Below are 16,883 nucleotides of genomic sequence, written 5' to 3' on the forward strand. Positions count from 1 at the left end.
TGCCAATCGCCAAACCGTCAGACCCCTCAGTTCAACTGGAGAGAGTAATGAAAACCCTCACAACTGCAATGGCTTTGGTACTTGCCGCAGGGGCAGCCACCGCTGAAGACAAGATCGTCGTCGAGTTCGCCTATCCCTATAGCCATCTCTTTGACGTCACTTACGAAAAAATCCTGCCGAAATTCTATGCTGAAAACCCGAACATCGAAATCAAGATGCGGGCTACTTACGAAAGCTATGAAGACGGCACCAACACGATCCTGCGCGAAGCCGTTGCCGGCACGCTGCCAGACGTGACCATGCAAGGCCTGAACCGTCAGGCGATCCTGGTGGAAAAAGGCATCGCAAAATCGCTAGAGCCTTTCATCGCGCAAGAGGCCGACTTTGCCAAAGACGGCTATCACAAGGCGATGCTGGACCTTGGCACTTTCAACGAAGATGTCTACGGCCTGCCCTTCTCGATCTCGCTGCCGGTTGGCTACTACAACATGGAGACCATGGCCAAGGCTGGCTATGACGAAACCAACCTGCCCACAACCTGGGCCGAAGTGATCGAAGCCTGTGGCCGCCTGAAAGAAGCCGGTGTCGAAAACCCCATGTTCTGGGGCTGGAACATCACCGGCAACTGGTTCCTGCAAGCCATGATGTGGAGCCAGGACAAACCCACCGTCATGGGCACCGACTTCACTCTGGACGAACCCGAAGGCCTGCAAGCCTTGAACACGATGAAAGACCTGTTTCAGGGCTGCGAAATGCAGAACCTGGAATGGAAAGGCGCGTTAGCTTCTTTCTCGGCCGGTGAGATTGGCATGATGTACTGGTCCACATCAGCCGTTGGCGCGGTTGAGCGCGCGATGGGTGATTTCACTCTGGTAACGAACGAGTATCCGGGTTTCACAGCCGAGGGGCCAATGGGTTTGCCCGCGGGCGGAAACTCGGCCCTGCTGGTGTCGACATCTGAAGACCCAGCCCAGCTGGAAGCCGCTTGGAAATGGCTGAAATTCATCACATCGGGTGAAGGTGCCGCCGATGTGGCGCGGACCACCGGTTACATGCCACCGAACCAGGCCGCCAATGAGATCATTCTGGCCGATTTCTACGCCGAGAACCCGGCCAAGGCGACAGCTGTACGTCAGCTGCCCCTGCTGCGTGAATGGCAGGCCTATCCGGGCGACAACGGTCTGGCCGCAACGCAGGTCATCTATGACGGGATCGAAGGCATCGTGACCGGCGAATATGATGACATGGAAGAGTTGCAGCAAGACCTGACTGAAGAAGTGCAGGATCTGCTGCCCTCCGGGTCCTAAAACTCAAGGCCCGCGCCATAGGCTGGCGCGGGCCACTTCTTTTTACAATATCACTTAAAAGGCGCCAACTATGAAGCTGCTTCAGTTCACCGATATCCACCTGACAACGCCGGGCGATACCATCAGCGGCCGCGATCCATTGGCCAATCTGAACAAAGCGCTGGATCACGCGATGCAAAGCCACAGCGATGCAGAGGCGCTGTTTATCACGGGTGATCTGTCCGATTGGGGCGAAGCCGCTGATTATGCCTTGCTCAAGGAACGGATAGGAAGCATCCCACTTCCGGTCGAGCTGTTGATCGGCAACCATGACGACCGTTCGACCTTTCTACGCTGTTTCCCTGAACTGGAAGGGGAAGGCGGATTTGTGCATCGCACTGTCCCGTTGAGCCTGGGCCACGCGGTGCTTTTGGACACCTGGGGCCCGAACACGCATGCAGGTCATTTCTGCGCGAAACGAGCGGATTGGCTCTCTCGTCAGTTGGCAACCTTGCCAGGTCCGATCTGGATTTTCATGCATCATAACCCGGTTCCAATCGAAGTTGCGCCGATGGATGAGATCATGTTGCTGGATGCAGATTTGTTTGCGGAAACGATCGCGCCGCATAAGGCTAAAATCCGGCATATATTCCACGGGCATTGCCATTTGCCGCTGACGGGGTCCCTGCTGGGTGTGCCTTTCTCGGCCCCCCGAGGCACCAATCACGCCGGATGGGCTGATTTCTCGGCGACGCGTTTTCTGTCGTCTTCGGACCTGCCGGAAAGCTACGCGGTGATCTTTGCAACCGAGACCACAACGATGACCCATATGGTTGAGTTCGGATACGCGGGTGAGATCAAGGGCGAAGGCACCCCCGATTATGCCGATTGGAATAAGCTCACGATGGTGCGGTAATGGGCTGATAGTCGGTCGGTGATCGACCCCTGAAAGGGTCGATCAAGCCAGAACCGGCTGGGCCGCCGACAAATCCGGCGCGATCAGGATCATGTGTGATAGGTCCATCGATATCCTGTCGCCCTGCTTCGCAATGAACTGATGCGGCACGCTGGTGGCTGCGGCCAAAGCCTGTGGCAATGGGATATCGACCTGTTCAGTTAGAACCTTCACCGCTTGCGTCAGACACAGGTCGGCCCCGGCCAGAGTTCCATCCTGCAAGGTCAGCCTGCCATCTCTACGCTGAATCGGGCGGCCTTCCAACTGGAATTCTGTCAGATCTGTCCCTGCAACAGCCATCGCGTCGCTGACAAGAAAAATACAGCCCGGCCCCTGCTTGGCAGCCCAGGCGGCGCGCATGGTTTCGGGATGAACATGCACGCCATCCGCAATTAACCCCGCTGACATCGCTCCACTGGCCAGGGCGGCACCGACCAGGCCTGGCTCTCGGTTGCCAAGTTGGCTCATCGCGTTGAACAGATGTGTGGCACAGCGCGCGCCCGATTGGGCATAGGCCATGCTGGTGTCAAAGGACGCATCGCTGTGGCCGAGCGAGACAATCACGCCAGCCTGCGCCAGTGCCTTGACTTGTTCAGGCGTTGTCGTTTCTGGGGCAACCGTAACCACCAAAGCGGGCAAATGTCCTGCCGCATAAACGATGGCTTCAAGATCAGTTTGCTCCATCGGGCGGATCAGGGCTGCGTCATGCGCCCCTTTGCGCCGTTCCGACAGATGCGGGCCTTCCAGATGCAGGCCAGCGATACCCGGAACACCCGCCTGAACGGCTTTGATTGCGGCCTCAATTGCAGCCCGCGTTTTCTGGGCCGTATCCGTGATCAGGGTAGGCAGGATACGGGTCGCGCCCAATCCACGATGCGCCTTTGCGATCCGGCTGAGTGTGTCAACGGATGGATCGTCGTTGAACATGACACCGTCACCGCCATTGACCTGCAGATCCACATAACCGGGGCTAAGGATGCGCCCTGCCAAATCCTCGATTTGGTCTTCGGTGGCGTGCGCCTCGGGGATCAATGCGTCCAACACACCGTTGCGGAACCGCGCAGCGTAACCGACATGCAGGTCGCTTCCGTCGAAGATCGGGCCGCCTGAAAAGGTGATCGAAGCGTCGGTCATACCGTTTCCGTAACTTTCTTCAGGTGGCGTGGCATATCGGGGTCGACCCCACGCCGGGTGGCCACGCTTTCGACCATTCCATAGAAAGACGCAATTGTGGGGATCGGGTCAGTCATCCAATGCGAAGTTCTGACATGCGGAAGCACCGTTGCTTGCTTTACGCGGCTGGTGGTGGCGAAAACTTCCGCCCCTTTAGCGGCAAGCTTATCCGCAACCTCTGCCAGATTGGATTCAGCCGCATCCCCTGAGGACAAGGCCAGCACCGGAAAGCCCTGATCGACAATGGAAACAGGGCCATGCAGAACTTCGGCTGCCGAATAGCTTTCAGCGTGAATCTGGCAGGTCTCTTTGAATTTCAAAGCAGCTTCGTTCGAGATCGCCAGCGACAGGCCGCGCCCCAGCGTAAACAGCGAACGGCCATCCACCGCATCAGCTACCGCGCTCCAATCACATGCAATCGCCGCTGACAGGCTGTCCGGCAGGCCATGAATGGCGCGCAACAATGGCTCGTCGCGTTTCACCTGCGCGATCAGCCACAGGCCTGCGACCAAAGAAGTGACGAATGTCTTGGTTGCAGCAACACTCAGCTCGGGACCCGCATGGATCGGTAGCGTCGCGGTGGACGCTTCGGCCAGAGCGGAGGCCGTGTTGTTGGTGATGGCGACCGAATAGGCACCGCCGGATGTCACGGATTGTGTGAGCTGTACGATGTCGGGGCTTTGCCCGGATTGTGAGACCGCAATGCAAACTGAATCCTCGCAACGCATATCGACGCCGTAGATCGATTTGACCGATGGCCCGACCGAGGCCATGGGCAAGCCCAACAGCAGCTCGGATGCGTATTTCAGATAGCTACAGGCGTGATCCGAAGACCCCCGCGCGACTGAGATCAGGAACCGTGGATCACGGGCCCGGATTTCGTCAGCCGATTGTGCAATCCGGCTTGCGCCTTCGGTCAGAAGGCGATCAACGGCGTCGGGTATCTCGTTGATTTCCCGTCGCATTTGAGTGGTTTTGTCAGACATGATCCCAGGCTTTCAATTAGACAGGCGCAATTCGGCTACAAAGTCGTAGGCGTCGCCGCGATAGATTGAGCGAGTCAATTCAGCGACCCGCCCGCTTTCCAGATAAGAGGTACGTTGAATCCGAAGCCCGGCGGTGCCTTCGGCAACATCCAGCAGCTCGGCCTCGGGCGCTTCGAGGTTGATAGCCGAGATTTTCTGGATCGCGCGCACCGGTCGAAACCCGGTTTGTTCGAGAACAGCATAGAGCGATCCGGTCACCTCGGTCGGATTTGGAAGGATGTCCAGCGGCAGCGCCGCGCGCTCCAGCGCCATTGGCCGCCCACCCGCTGCGCGCAGGCGGTGGATGCGGGCAACCTGTTCGTTGGTTGACAGGCCAAGGGCCATCATCTCTTCGGGCGATGGCAGGAAAATCCCGCGCTCCAGCCAGGTCGAGGTGGTCTTGAGGCCGCGCCTTTCCATGTCTTCGGTGAAAGAGGTCAGATGAGACAGGGACTGTTCGACCCGCGCAACGGGTTCGCGCACGAATGAGCCCGAACCTTGCCGCTGTTCAACCGCACCTTTACGCACCAGCTCCTGAATGGCTTTGCGCACGGTCACGCGCGATAGGTCGGTCAGTTCAGCAATCTCTCGTTCGGGCGGAAGTGAACTGTTAGGCGCTAGGATACCATCCTGAATACCTTGTTCCAATCGTTGGCGTAGCTGCACATAGCGCGGGCCTGCGTTTTGGCCCAGCCATCCTTCGGGTCTTAGGAAATCAGCTACATTCATGTTCGATCTCCTCCTGAAAGGCACGCGCCAAAGCCAATGCGCCAGACAATGGATCGCCCAAAGGCTGGGTCAGCGCGGCTTGCATGTCCTGAGGCAGATAGGATGCATAGTGCGGTCCGATGCCCCCGGTCAGACAAACTGGCAGACCCGAGCGCCAGCCCATCTTTCTCATCATGCCTGCCAGATAATCGGCGCCGTCCTGTAAAAGTGCGACCGCAAGCGCATCCTTGTGGCTGGCCAGTTCCGTCACCTTAGGGGCGATTGCGCCGAATTCGGTTGGCGTCATCTGAGCCGCTGCTTTGACCAACCCCGGTGCGCCCCCGTGGTGAGATAGTAAATCCTGCGCCAGCTGCGAAGATGTACTTACGCCATCGACATGATCCAAAGCCTTGGACAGCGCGCGTTTTCCGATCCATTGCGCCGAGGCCTGATCACCCAGCACCGGCCCCCACCCTCCGGCCAATCGGACTGTGCCAGCCTGTTGAGTCGCGATGAACGACCCCGTTCCGCAATGCGCAACAAACCCGTCTGCCGGACCTAGTGCCCCGCGCAAGGCGGCGCCGCGGTCATCTTCGATACGCACGTGGCGGCAAGGCAAAGCCGACGCCAGTTTTTGCGCGATCGCATCCCCCGTGATCCCGGCCAGGCCCAGATAGGTTGGCGCGTGCATGATGTCATTAACGGAGAGGCCGGACTGAGATACCAGAGCCCCTAGTCCCCGCTGCAATTCACCGAGGGCGGCGTCGAAATCAGTAGACACATTAGCCGCACCAACCTCGACCTTGTGGCGCGTTTTCCCGTCGCAAAGGGCAAGGCGACAGCGTGTTCCACCCCCGTCAGCAGCCAGAATCAGTGATTTTAAAGATCGAGTCATATAAAGACCTATATAATACCTTTTTCCATAAACAAAGTCCCAATTATAACCAAACGCGCAATTATGGCCAAATAATACTCGAATAAAGGGTAGTGAAATAAATGGTAGACTAATGGTATTTAAAAGGTATGATCGTGGGAACTCTTGGGGGAGAATCACGTGAACACGCCAGTAACGGAACAACTGCATCAGGATGCACACGGGCTGGATACCCGTCCGCTGATCGAGGTGGCAAACCTGCTGGCAACTTCGCAGGCATTGGCGGCGAAGGCTCCGTTGGAGGCCTTGGCGCCATTGTGTGGTGGCGCACAGGCGATGGCAAATTCCATCCGGTCGGGCGGTAAGCTTCGCTATCTTGCGGCGGGGTCTTCCGGCCTGATGGCCGCGTCAGATGCGTTGGAACTGGGGGGCACATTCTCAATCCCAGCATCACAAATCACCATCCATATGGCCGGCGGCCTGCCGACAACGGCTGAAATGCCCGGTGACGTCGAGGATGCGGTTGATGCGCTTGAAGATGAATTGGCCGACTTGCAGGAAAATGACACTCTGATAGCGGTTTCAGCCAGCGGAACGACACCCTATACGATTGCCGCGGCCAAGATGGCGCTGGCCAAAGTCGTGCCAGTCATCGGGATTGCCAATAATGCGGGATCACTATTGCTGCAACTGGCGGATCATGCCGTCTTGCTGCCTACGCCGCCCGAATTGATTTCCGGTTCGACCCGAATGGGTGCGGGAACCGCGCAGAAAATAGCGTTGAACATGTTGTCGACGCTTATGGCTGTCGAGCTTGGACACATTCAGGACGGCATGATGATCAATCTACGTGCAGATAATGACAAGCTGCGCGCGCGCGCCAACGGGATTGTCTGCCAGTTGGCGGGCGTGACCGCCGAAACCGCTGACGCAGCACTCAGGTCCACCAGTGGCGTACTGAAAAGCGCAGCGCTTGTTGCTGCAGGTGCCAAATCTGTCAAGGCGGCTGAGGCGCTGCTGGCAGAGACAGAAGGCCATTTGCGCCCTGCCATGAACCGACTGAAGTAAGATAACGAAACTATCAAACTGGGAGAAACCAAATGAAACGTAATGTCCTAAGCCTTGCCCTGATGAGCACCGCGCTTGTCGCAAGTGGTGCTTATGCACAAGATGCAACAATCACGATTGAAAGCTGGCGCAACGATGACCTTGCCCTGTGGCAGGAAAAGATCATCCCAGCTTTTGAAGCCGCCAATCCCGGCATCAAAGTCGTGTTTTCCCCGTCGGCCCCCGCGGAATACAACGCTGTTTTGAACTCGAAGCTCGAAGCCGGCTCTGCCGGTGATCTGATCACCTGCCGTCCGTTCGATGCATCGCTGGCGCTTTACGAAGCGGGTCATCTGACTGATCTGTCCGATCTGGATGCGATGAGCAATTTCTCGGACGTGGCAAAATCTGCTTGGCAGACCGATGATGCATCAGCCAGCTTCTGCGTTCCGATGGCGTCGGTGATCCACGGTTTCATCTATAACAAAGACGCGTTCAACGAGTTGGGTATCGAAGTGCCCACCACCGAGGCCGAGTTCTTTGCCGCCCTCGACAAGATCAAGGAAGATGGCACCTATATCCCAATGGCGATGGGGACCAACGACCAGTGGGAAGCCGCCACCATGGGCTACAACAACATCGGTCCAAACTACTGGAAAGGTGAAGAAGGTCGCCTTGCTCTGATCAAAGGTGATCAGAAACTGACCGATACTCAGTGGGTCGCCCCCTATGCGACGCTGGCCAAGTGGGCCGATTATCTGGGCGATGGGTATGAGGCACAAACCTATCCCGACAGTCAGAACCTGTTCACGCTGGGCCGCGCTGCGGTTTATCCTGCGGGCAGCTGGGAAATTTCGGGCTTCAACACGCAGGCCGACTTCGAAATGGGTGCATTTAAGCCGCCGGTCCAGAATGCAGGCGACACCTGCTATATTTCGGACCATACCGATATCGGCATCGGCATGAACGCGGCCAGCGAAAACCAGGAAGCGGCACGCACATTCCTGGCCTGGGTCGCAAGCCCCGAGTTTGCCAGCATCTTCGGAAACGCCCTGCCCGGTTTCTTTCCGCTCTCCAGCACTCCGGTTGAACTGGAAGACCCGCTGGCCAAGGAAATTGTCGGTTGGCGTGAGGAATGTGAAAGCACCATCCGTTCAACTTACCAGATCCTGTCGCGCGGCACGCCGAACCTGGAAAACGAGACCTGGGGTGCATCCGTGGCCGCTATCAAAGGCGCCGAAACACCAGAAGCACTTGGTCAGAAACTGCAGGACGGTTTGGCCAGCTGGTACGCACCGCACCAGTAAGCTCTAAGCCACTCACTCTAACCGGGCGCGGCCCGCGTCGCGTCCGGACCTTTTCCCGGAGAATCTCATGCAAACCCGCCGCTTTCGCTGGCACATCGCCGTTTTCCTCGCCCCTGCGGTGTTGGTCTACACGGCGGTGATGATCTTCCCCTTGTTCAATACATTGCGCCTTGCACTGTTCACCGAGGTTGATCAGACACGCGTCTACGTAGGCCTGCAGAATTTCCGCACGTTGTTCTTCGATCCGATCTGGTCCGAGCAGTTCTGGAACGCTTTGTGCAACAACTTCTGGTTCTTCCTGATCCACATGCTGGTTCAGAACCCCATCGGTATCGCTCTGGCAGCACTACTTTCGCATCCCCGCCTGCGGTTTGCGGCGCTCTACCGGTCTGCGATTTTCATCCCGACGATCCTCAGCTTTGTGATCGTGGGCTTTGCCTGGAAACTGATCCTGTCGCCACTGTGGGGTATCGCGCCTTCGATGCTGGACGCTATTGGCCTTAAGTCGTTGTTTGCGCCATGGTTGGGCAAGGAAGAATACGCCCTGACCACGTTGGCGCTGGTCTCAGTCTGGCAATTCGTTGGCATCCCGATGATGCTGATCTATGCCGCCTTGCTGTCGATCCCCGAAGAGATCCTTGAAGCCGGAGAGATCGACGGCATTACCGGAGCCTCAGCCTTCTGGAAAATCAAGCTACCGCTGATCATCCCTTCGATCGGGATCATCTCGATCCTCACTTTCGTGGGCAACTTCAACGCGTTCGACCTGATCTACGTGTCGCAAGGCGCGCTGGCGGGTCCGGATTTCTCGACCGATATCCTCGGCACCTTCATGTACCGCACCTTCTTTGGCTTCCAGCTGCAACTGGGTGATCCGCACATGGGATCGGCCATCGCTGGGGCCATGTTCGCGATCATCCTTGTGGGGGTCTGTATCTACCTCTTCGGCATCCAGACCCGGATGCGCCGGTATCAGCTGTGAGGGCGAACGGATGAACAAAGCACGCCATAACCCGCTGAACACAGCCGCCATGCACGGGGCGCTGATCCTCTACACGTTGATCGCCTTGTTCCCGGTCTTTGTGATCATCATCAACAGCTTCAAAACCCGCCGCTCGATCTTTCGCGAGCCTCTCGCCCTGCCCGACGCTGAGAGTTTCTCGCTGATCGGTTATCAGACCGTGATGAAACAGGGGGATTTCTTCCTCTACTTTCAGAACTCGCTGATCGTCACCGTTGTATCGCTTGCCTTTGTCCTGCTGTTTGGGGCCATGGCCGCCTTTGCGCTGAGCGAGTACAAGTTCAAGGGCAACACCCTGATGGGCCTATACCTAGCGCTAGGGATCATGATCCCGATCCGCATTGGCACCGTTGCTATCCTCGAGATGATGGTGGCGACTGGGCTGGTGAACACGCTTTGGGCGCTGATCTTGGTCTACACCGCACAAGGCCTGCCGCTGGCCGTGTTCATCTTATCCGAGTTCATGCGGCAGGTCTCGGACGACCTGAAAAACGCGGGCCGTGTCGACGGACTGTCGGAATACACGATCTTCTTCCGGCTGGTCCTGCCGCTTGTCCGCCCCGCCATGGCGACGGTCGCCGTGTTCAACATGATCCCGATCTGGAATGACCTGTGGTTCCCGTTGATCCTTGCCCCGGCTGAGGAGACCAAGACCCTGACACTGGGCAGCCAAGTCTTCATTGGCCAATTCGTCACCGACTGGAACGCGGTTTTGTCGGCACTATCCATGGCGATCCTGCCGGTGCTGGTGCTCTACGTTATCTTCTCGCGCCAGCTGATCCGGGGCATCACGTCAGGAGCTGTCAAATGACCCGGGTTCTGGTCGCCGGTCTCGGCAATATGGGCCTGAGCCACGCCCTGGCCCATCACCACCACCCGGACCCGCAGATCGTAGGTCTGGTGAACCGTTCCGGTCACGTGGACCATCCCGATCTTGCGAGTTATCCCGCGTATTCGGATTTTCAGGCTGCTCTGGCCGATACAAACCCGGATCTGGTGGTTGTCGCCACCTATTCCGACAGCCATGCCGATTTTGCTTGCGCCGCAATGGAAGCCGGCGCACATGTCTTTGTTGAAAAACCACTGGCGACCACGGTGGCTGATGCCAAACGCGTCGTCGCGAAAGCCATTGAAACCAAACGTAAACTGGTCGTCGGCTACATCCTGCGTCACCACCCGTCGTGGATGCGCCTGATCTCCGAGGCGCGCGACCTTGGCGGACCATATGTGTTCCGCCTGAACCTGAACCAACAATCGTCAGGCGCTGAGTGGGAGACACACAAGGCGCTCATGGAGACAACCTCACCCATCGTCGATTGCGGTGTGCACTATGTCGACGTGATGTGCCAGATCACCGACTCCGATCCCGTGCGCGTGCATGGCATGGGCCTGCGCCTTAGCGATGAGATCGCCGAAGACATGTATAACTACGGCCAGTTTCAGGTGGTCTTCGAGGACGGCTCAGTCGGCTGGTACGAAGCAGGCTGGGGTCCAATGATGTCGGAAACGGCGTTCTTCGTGAAAGACATAGTGTCGCCCAACGGATCGGTCTCGATCACCGATGGCAATAAGGGCGCATCGGCCGATATAGACGGTCACACCAAGGTGGGCGGCCTTCTGGTCCACCGCCCCGAGGGCGACCAGACAATCAACATGCCCGATGAACCCGGCCATCAGGAACTCTGCGATGCGGAACAAGCCTATATGCTGCGCGCCATTGCTGAAGACATCGACCTGACCCGCCACATGAACGACGCCGTGCAATCGCTGGCCATCTGCCTCGCTGCAGATGAAAGCATCCGCACCGGCCAACCTATTTCGCTGAAAGAGGCACGCCCATGACCGCCCTGACGCTTACAAACGTGAACAAGTCCTTCGGCACTGTTGAGGTCTTGAAGGACATCAATATCGAGGTGGAAGACGGCGAATTTGTCGTTTTCGTCGGCCCATCGGGCTGCGGCAAATCCACCCTGCTGCGCGTGATCGCAGGGTTGGAGGATGTGACCTCGGGCGAAGTGCGCATCGGCGGAGAGCTGATGAACCTAACCCCACCTTCAAAACGCGGCATCGCGATGGTGTTCCAAAGCTACGCGCTCTACCCCCACCTGAATGTGCGCAAGAACATGTCTTTGGCTTTGAAACAGGAAGGTCAGAGCAAGCAGGTCATCGAAGAGCGTGTCACCAAAGCCAGCAAGATGCTCAACCTTGAACCCTATATCGACCGCTACCCGTCCGAGCTGTCTGGCGGTCAACGCCAACGGGTGGCCATCGGTCGCGCCATCGTTCGCGAACCCAAACTGTTCCTGTTTGACGAGCCGCTATCCAATCTGGATGCCGCCCTGCGCATGAACACAAGGTTGGAAATCGCCAACCTGCACCAACAACTCGATGCCTCGATGATCTACGTCACCCATGACCAGACCGAGGCGATGACGCTGGCCGACAAGATCGTGGTCCTGCGCGACGGGCGTGTTGAACAGATTGGCAGTCCGATGGAACTGTATAACAATCCGGCGAACCAGTTTGTGGCTGGTTTCCTCGGCGCGCCGTCGATGAACTTCTTCCCAGCCAGCCTGATCGGCGAGGGCGCGGATGTGACAACGGGTATCCGGCCTGAGGATCTTTTCTTGTCAGATGACGGCCCGGTTACCGCAGATGTCACCCATGTCGAGCATTTGGGCGGCGACACCAATGTCATCGCGATGATGCAAGACCACCAGATCACCGCGCGCCTGTTCGGCCAGCACCAGGTTGGTGCAGGTCAAACGATCCGCTTCGGATATGAACCCGGTCGAGTTTATCGCTTTGATGCCGATGGTGCGCGCCTTATGTGACGCGCACTGTTTCGGTTTCAAACGAACCGATTGACGTAGTTTTCCAACTTCTCCTGACGCCCGGACCTTGGGGCCGGATTAACGCCATCAGACAAAACACGCGCGGTGATGTCGTCCAGAGTACTGGTCAGCATGGCTTGGGCTTCGGGTGCGTCCCAACCCGCATATCTTTCGGACAAGGCCGCCTCCAGCCCGCCATCTTCGAGCATCGCAGCTGCGGCCTTCAGGCCGCGGGCACAGATGTCCATCCCCCCTACATGTGCGGCAATCAGGTCATCGGCATCGATAGATTGACGGCGAATTTTAGCGTCGAAATTCGTACCACCCGAAGTGAACCCGCCTGATTTCAGGATGTAGTAATAGGCCAACGCAACTTCGGGCGTGTTGTTGGGGAACTGATCCGTGTCCCAGCCTGACTGATAATCATTCCGGTTCATATCGATGGACCCCAACATCCCTTCTGCCGTGGCAACTGCGATCTCATGCTCGAAGCTGTGACCGGCGAGGATGGCATGGCCCTGTTCCAGGTTCAGCTTCACCTCATCTTCGAGACCATATTTCCTGAGGAACCCGATGCAGGTGGCCGCATCATAGTCATACTGATGTTTTGAGGGCTCCTGAGGTTTGGGCTCGACCAGAATGGCACCTTTGAAACCGATCTTATGTTTGTACTCGACCACCATATTCAGGAACCGGCCCATATGGTCCAACTCGGTGCCCATGTCGGTGTTCAACAGGGTTTCATACCCTTCGCGTCCCCCCCACAGCACATAGTTCTCTCCGCCCAGTTTGTGGGTTGCATCGATGCAGGATTTCACTGTGGCTGCGGCAAAGGCAAACACCTCAGGATCAGGGTTCGTGCTTGCCCCCGACATCCAGCGCCGGTGGCTGAACATATTGGCGGTCCCCCACAGCAGCTTCGTGCCCGACGCCTGCATCTTTTCACCGATATAGTCCGTGATCTCTTCAAGCGTTCTCAGATTATCGGCGAAATTCCCCTGCTCGGGCCTGACATCTGCATCGTGCCAGCAGAAATAGGGCTGACCAAGGATATCAAACATCTCAAATGCGATGTCCGCTTTCAGGCGGGCTCGGCCCATATCGTCCTGCGGGTGCCAGGGTCGTGTGAAGGTAGCGCTGCCGAAGGGGTCACCGCCCTCCCAAGCAAAGGAATGCCACCAGGCGACCGCAAAGCGAAGGTGATCTTCCATCCGCTTGCCCAGGACAATTTCGTCTGGATTGTAGTGACGGAAGGCCAGCGGGTTTGTGCTGTCCGGACCACCAAACTCAACCGGCCCGATCCCGTCGAAGAATCCGCTTGTCATATCCTTCACCTCATTCTGCCTTTTCGCCGGGTTTCTTGCCCAGAATGATCATCGACAGCAGATCGTCATCGGTGACATCCGCAATATCCACGGTTCCGACCAGCTTGCCGTTCTTCATAACCGATGCGCGGTCGCACAGGTCCATGACTGCATGCACATCATGGTCAATCAGGAAAATCCCGATCCCCTGGGCCTTGAGCTGGTGGATCAGATCGGCCACCATCTGAGTCTCATGCGGACCCAGTGCGGCGGTCGGCTCGTCCATAATCAAAATACGAGCATTGAAGTATACAGCGCGCGCGATAGCCACGGATTGACGCTGCCCACCGGACAGAGCCGAAACCGGATCGTTGAACTTCTGAAAGTTCGGGTTGAGCTGCGCCATGATCTTGCGGCATTCTGCTTCCATCGCCGCGTCATTGACCAGACCCAAAGGCGTTACCATTTCACGCCCAAGGAACAGGTTTGAGGTGGCATCCAGGTTGTCGGCCAAAGCCAGCGTCTGGTAGATCGTCTCGATATTGTTGGCCCGCGCGTCCCGTGGATTGCCGATCTCGACGGAATTGCCGTCAATCAAAATCTCACCGTGGTCCATCTGGTAAGCACCAGACAAAACCTTGATCAGAGTCGATTTTCCGGCCCCGTTATGGCCCAACAGTCCAACAACTTCTCCGGGATAAAGATCGACCGAGACCTGATCGACAGCCTTGATCCCACCGAACGAGATGGAGATATCCCGCATCTCGACCAAGGGTGCGGCACCGGATCCACGACCGGTATTCGGGGTCGTTTTTTGCGTTTCCTGAGCTTGCATCACTTAGCCCCCAATCGCTTGCGATAGACGATGTCGATATAGACCGCCAGCACCAACACGCTGCCGACAACGATGTTTTGGAAAGGCGCATCGACGCCCACCATGGCCATGCCAGACTGAAGCGCCTGCATGATCAGGGCTCCAAGAATGGCACCATAGATCGTACCGATCCCACCCGACAGTGCCGTGCCGCCAATCACAGCAGCAGCGATGACGCGCAGTTCATCCAACGTGCCGATATCGTTCGAGTGATTGGCCAGCCGGGCCGACGCAACGACCGCTGAGACGGCACAGAGGAACCCCATGAGGGCAAAGATTTTCACTGTCAGCAACCGGGTGTTGATGCCAGAAAGCTCGGCTGCGTCCGGGTTGCCTCCGGTGGCGAAGATGTACCGCCCGAACCGTGTTTTGCGCGCCACCACGGTCAGGCTGACCGCGACGATGATCAGAATAAGGACCGAGATCGGGATGCCATATCCAACAACCAGCCCCTCTGGCATGATCTCTCCGCGTGCTTCGAACATACGCTCCAGCCTGCGGGTCGGGATGGCATAGCTGTTTACGATGAACACATATCCCAGAATGGCGATGGCAATGATCGCAGCGAGGGTTGATTCCGCCCAGACTGGTTTGACTGGGAACCCATGCGCTGCTTTGGCGCGACGCCCGCTCCACAAGGCCCAAATTGCGATGACAGTTGCAAACAGTCCGAACAGCCAACTGACAGTCGTGCCCAAGGTCCCATTGGTTCCGCCAAACATCAGGAAGGTGCTGTCCAGCGGTCCGATGGTCTGGCCACTGGTCATGTACCAAGCCACGTTTCGCCAAACCAGAAAGCCGCCCAGTGTTACGATAAATGCCGGTATGGTCAGATAGCCAACCATCCATCCGTGAAAAGCACCGATCAGCGTACCTACAAGAAGCCCAACAACGATCGTAATCGCCCATGTCAGCGGGTTGTTCAGCCCCAACCCCAACATATGCGGCAACAGCTCCGTCTGGGTCATTGCCATTACAGCCGAAGTTGTCGCCAGCAGCGCACCGACAGATAGATCGATATGGCGGGTCACGATGATGAATACCATGCCGCAGGCCATGATGGCGACCGAGACGGTCTGAATCGACAGGTTGAACAGGTTTCGGGGTGTCAGAAATCGCCCATCCGTGACGATGTTGAACCCGATACACAGGATGACAAAGGCGCCGATCATACCCAAAAGCCGCATATCCAGTTCCAGTTGCTGGAACAGGTTGGGCTTGTTTTTTTGGGGTACCGGCTGAGACGAAGTTTCGGTCATTTCCGATCTTTCAATATCAGCAAAGGTCCCTGGCCCAAGCAAAAGGGCCAGGGAATTTAGGTTTAGTTACAAGGTGCAGGTCCGTTCTCGACACCCTGGCATAGGGCGTCCTGCGAGATCCAACCGGCGTCCACAACAACACTCAGATTGTCTTTGGTGATCGGAACCGGGGCCAAAAAGACAGATGTCATTTCGGTGCCACCGGGCGAGGTCCAGCTAACTGCGCCGTCGACATCCCCAGCGCTAGTTCCGCTGCTGAGCGCAACAGCGATTTCACCGGCTGCTTTACCCAGCTCACGGGCGTCTTTCCAAACTGATACAGTTTGTGTGCCCAAGGCAACGCGGTTTAGCGCAGCGTGGTCGCCATCTTGACCTGAGACAGGGATACCTTCCATCCCTTGCGCTGTCAGTGCCGCGACAACACCACCAGCAGTACCGTCATTCGAGGCGACGACCGCGTCAACGTTGTTCTCGTTGGCGGTCAGGATTTGCTCCATGTTCCGCTGCGCGTTTGCGGGCAGCCAGCCATCTGTATAGGCCTCACCCACGATCACAATGTCACCGCTGTCGACAGCCGCGCCAATGATTTCTTGCTGACCGCCACGCAGGAAGTCTGCGTTTGGATCGGTCGGCGAGCCTTTGATCATGACATAGTTGCCCTTGGGCATTGCCTCGAAAACCGCGCGTGCTTGCATCCGACCCACTTCGACATTGTCAAAGGTTAGATAAAAGGCGCGATCATCTTCGATCAGTCGGTCATAGGCGATCACAGGAATACCTTCATCGGCGGCGGCCTGAACGGCGGGGCCGATGGCCTGTGCGTCCTGCGCCAGAATGATCAGAGCGTCTACACCCTGAGCGATCAGGCTTTCGATATCAGACAACTGTTTTGCCGAAGACGATTGTGCATCAGCCGAGATGTATTCAGCACCACCGGCTTCCAACGCCGACTTGATGGCAGCTTCGTCGGTCTTCCAACGTTCTTCTTGAAAGTTGGACCAGCTTACGCCGACAACCGGTTCAGCGAAGGCCGCCGATCCCATCAATGCAACCGCAGCCGAAAGGCTGAGAAGTTTTTTCATGATTTCCTCCCGTTTTTCCAAGCCATCTCGAAGTCGATTCGTGGCTTTCAGAATCGGGAGTAGCATATTTATTTCAGTCAGTAAAATATTTAGTCTGTTCGAAACTCAAAAATGCCCATAAATTGATAGGAAGA

Annotated in this window: 16 protein-coding genes; 8 read left to right on the forward strand and 8 right to left on the reverse strand. The window is 57.2% G+C overall.

Annotated elements, in window-relative coordinates; genetic code table 11:
- The first annotated feature begins 47 nt into the window (after window positions 1–47).
- Together ACR0DH_RS12845 and ACR0DH_RS12850 are read left to right on the forward strand one after the other, a co-directional pair.
- Window positions 48–1,307: an extracellular solute-binding protein gene (locus ACR0DH_RS12845; protein WP_480544672.1), complete on the forward strand. Its 1,260-nt coding sequence runs from the start codon at window positions 48–50 to the stop codon at window positions 1,305–1,307.
- A gap of 70 nt (window positions 1,308–1,377) precedes the next feature.
- Window positions 1,378–2,202 carry a metallophosphoesterase gene (locus tag ACR0DH_RS12850; protein ID WP_480549622.1) on the forward strand — a complete coding sequence of 275 codons (825 nt, stop codon included), beginning with the start codon at window positions 1,378–1,380 and terminating at the stop codon, window positions 2,200–2,202.
- A 42-nt stretch (window positions 2,203–2,244) separates the two neighbouring features.
- On the opposite strand, the gene nagA is transcribed toward ACR0DH_RS12850, so the two are convergent.
- Genes nagA through ACR0DH_RS12870 form a run of 4 tightly spaced genes read right to left on the reverse strand, consistent with a single transcriptional unit; the run spans window position 2,245 to window position 6,042 of the window.
- Window positions 2,245–3,375 (reverse strand): N-acetylglucosamine-6-phosphate deacetylase, encoded by a 1,131-nt coding sequence (gene nagA, locus ACR0DH_RS12855; protein ID WP_480549624.1) that lies wholly within the window; start codon window positions 3,373–3,375, stop codon window positions 2,245–2,247.
- The gene (locus tag ACR0DH_RS12860; protein WP_480549626.1) at window positions 3,372–4,400 is read right to left on the reverse strand and encodes an SIS domain-containing protein; all 1,029 of its coding nucleotides are present in this window, start codon (window positions 4,398–4,400) and stop codon (window positions 3,372–3,374) included. The genes nagA and ACR0DH_RS12860 overlap by 4 nt, the downstream gene beginning before the upstream one ends.
- Before the next feature lie 12 nt (window positions 4,401–4,412).
- A complete protein-coding gene (locus ACR0DH_RS12865) occupies window positions 4,413–5,168 on the reverse strand; it encodes a GntR family transcriptional regulator (RefSeq protein ID WP_170535234.1) in 756 nt (251 codons plus the stop codon).
- Window positions 5,155–6,042, reverse strand: a complete 888-nt coding sequence (locus ACR0DH_RS12870) for a glucosamine kinase nucleotide-binding domain-containing protein (RefSeq protein ID WP_480549628.1) — start codon at window positions 6,040–6,042, stop codon at window positions 5,155–5,157. The genes ACR0DH_RS12865 and ACR0DH_RS12870 overlap by 14 nt, the downstream gene beginning before the upstream one ends.
- A gap of 159 nt (window positions 6,043–6,201) precedes the next feature.
- Between ACR0DH_RS12870 and ACR0DH_RS12875 the strand changes: the two genes are divergently transcribed.
- From ACR0DH_RS12875 to ACR0DH_RS12900, 6 genes are all read left to right on the forward strand, one after another.
- Entirely contained in the window at window positions 6,202–7,089 is an 888-nt protein-coding gene (locus ACR0DH_RS12875) for an N-acetylmuramic acid 6-phosphate etherase (RefSeq protein WP_480549630.1), read from the forward strand.
- 32 nt (window positions 7,090–7,121) lie between these two features.
- Window positions 7,122–8,375: an ABC transporter substrate-binding protein gene (locus ACR0DH_RS12880; protein ID WP_480549632.1), complete on the forward strand. Its 1,254-nt coding sequence runs from the start codon at window positions 7,122–7,124 to the stop codon at window positions 8,373–8,375.
- Between the two features lie 67 nt (window positions 8,376–8,442).
- Window positions 8,443–9,357 carry a carbohydrate ABC transporter permease gene (locus ACR0DH_RS12885; RefSeq protein ID WP_480549634.1) on the forward strand — a complete coding sequence of 305 codons (915 nt, stop codon included), beginning with the start codon at window positions 8,443–8,445 and terminating at the stop codon, window positions 9,355–9,357.
- Between the two features lie 10 nt (window positions 9,358–9,367).
- Window positions 9,368–10,207: a carbohydrate ABC transporter permease gene (locus ACR0DH_RS12890; RefSeq protein ID WP_170393445.1), complete on the forward strand. Its 840-nt coding sequence runs from the start codon at window positions 9,368–9,370 to the stop codon at window positions 10,205–10,207.
- Entirely contained in the window at window positions 10,204–11,238 is a 1,035-nt protein-coding gene (locus tag ACR0DH_RS12895; protein WP_480549636.1) for a Gfo/Idh/MocA family protein, read from the forward strand. The genes ACR0DH_RS12890 and ACR0DH_RS12895 overlap by 4 nt, the downstream gene beginning before the upstream one ends.
- Window positions 11,235–12,230, forward strand: coding sequence for an ABC transporter ATP-binding protein (locus ACR0DH_RS12900; RefSeq protein ID WP_480549638.1), 996 nt, complete (start codon window positions 11,235–11,237; stop codon window positions 12,228–12,230). Before ACR0DH_RS12895 ends, ACR0DH_RS12900 begins: the two co-directional genes overlap by 4 nt.
- Window positions 12,231–12,247: 17 nt before the next feature.
- Here the strand turns inward: ACR0DH_RS12900 and xylA are convergent, their stop codons facing one another.
- From xylA to xylF, 4 genes are all read right to left on the reverse strand, one after another.
- Window positions 12,248–13,555 carry a xylose isomerase gene (gene xylA / locus ACR0DH_RS12905; RefSeq protein ID WP_480549640.1) on the reverse strand — a complete coding sequence of 436 codons (1,308 nt, stop codon included), beginning with the start codon at window positions 13,553–13,555 and terminating at the stop codon, window positions 12,248–12,250.
- A gap of 10 nt (window positions 13,556–13,565) precedes the next feature.
- Window positions 13,566–14,369 (reverse strand): ATP-binding cassette domain-containing protein, encoded by an 804-nt coding sequence (locus tag ACR0DH_RS12910; protein ID WP_480549642.1) that lies wholly within the window; start codon window positions 14,367–14,369, stop codon window positions 13,566–13,568.
- Complete coding sequence (locus tag ACR0DH_RS12915; protein WP_480544657.1) at window positions 14,369–15,667, reverse strand: sugar ABC transporter permease; 1,299 nt, start codon at window positions 15,665–15,667, stop codon at window positions 14,369–14,371. Before ACR0DH_RS12915 ends, ACR0DH_RS12910 begins: the two co-directional genes overlap by 1 nt.
- A gap of 62 nt (window positions 15,668–15,729) precedes the next feature.
- Window positions 15,730–16,749: a D-xylose ABC transporter substrate-binding protein gene (gene xylF / locus ACR0DH_RS12920; protein WP_353009964.1), complete on the reverse strand. Its 1,020-nt coding sequence runs from the start codon at window positions 16,747–16,749 to the stop codon at window positions 15,730–15,732.
- Window positions 16,750–16,883 lie beyond the last annotated feature (134 nt).

It is taken from the genome of Ruegeria sp. I1 (assembly GCF_056532675.1).

Excerpts from the sequence above, each read along its gene's own strand:
- ACR0DH_RS12845 (WP_480544672.1), top strand. The coding sequence starts at position 48 with ATGAAAACCCTCACAACTGCAATGGCTTTGGTACTTGCCGCAGGGGCA.
- ACR0DH_RS12885 (WP_480549634.1), top strand. The coding sequence starts at position 8,443 with ATGCAAACCCGCCGCTTTCGCTGGCACATCGCCGTTTTCCTCGCCCCT.
- ACR0DH_RS12910 (WP_480549642.1), bottom strand. The coding sequence starts at position 14,369 with ATGCAAGCTCAGGAAACGCAAAAAACGACCCCGAATACCGGTCGTGGA.
- xylA (WP_480549640.1), bottom strand. The coding sequence starts at position 13,555 with ATGACAAGCGGATTCTTCGACGGGATCGGGCCGGTTGAGTTTGGTGGT.
- ACR0DH_RS12860 (WP_480549626.1), bottom strand. The coding sequence starts at position 4,400 with ATGTCTGACAAAACCACTCAAATGCGACGGGAAATCAACGAGATACCC.
- nagA (WP_480549624.1), bottom strand. The coding sequence starts at position 3,375 with ATGACCGACGCTTCGATCACCTTTTCAGGCGGCCCGATCTTCGACGGA.
- xylF (WP_353009964.1), bottom strand. The coding sequence starts at position 16,749 with ATGAAAAAACTTCTCAGCCTTTCGGCTGCGGTTGCATTGATGGGATCG.
- ACR0DH_RS12900 (WP_480549638.1), top strand. The coding sequence starts at position 11,235 with ATGACCGCCCTGACGCTTACAAACGTGAACAAGTCCTTCGGCACTGTT.
- ACR0DH_RS12895 (WP_480549636.1), top strand. The coding sequence starts at position 10,204 with ATGACCCGGGTTCTGGTCGCCGGTCTCGGCAATATGGGCCTGAGCCAC.
- ACR0DH_RS12865 (WP_170535234.1), bottom strand. The coding sequence starts at position 5,168 with ATGAATGTAGCTGATTTCCTAAGACCCGAAGGATGGCTGGGCCAAAAC.
- ACR0DH_RS12880 (WP_480549632.1), top strand. The coding sequence starts at position 7,122 with ATGAAACGTAATGTCCTAAGCCTTGCCCTGATGAGCACCGCGCTTGTC.
- ACR0DH_RS12870 (WP_480549628.1), bottom strand. The coding sequence starts at position 6,042 with ATGACTCGATCTTTAAAATCACTGATTCTGGCTGCTGACGGGGGTGGA.
- ACR0DH_RS12890 (WP_170393445.1), top strand. The coding sequence starts at position 9,368 with ATGAACAAAGCACGCCATAACCCGCTGAACACAGCCGCCATGCACGGG.
- ACR0DH_RS12915 (WP_480544657.1), bottom strand. The coding sequence starts at position 15,667 with ATGACCGAAACTTCGTCTCAGCCGGTACCCCAAAAAAACAAGCCCAAC.
- ACR0DH_RS12850 (WP_480549622.1), top strand. The coding sequence starts at position 1,378 with ATGAAGCTGCTTCAGTTCACCGATATCCACCTGACAACGCCGGGCGAT.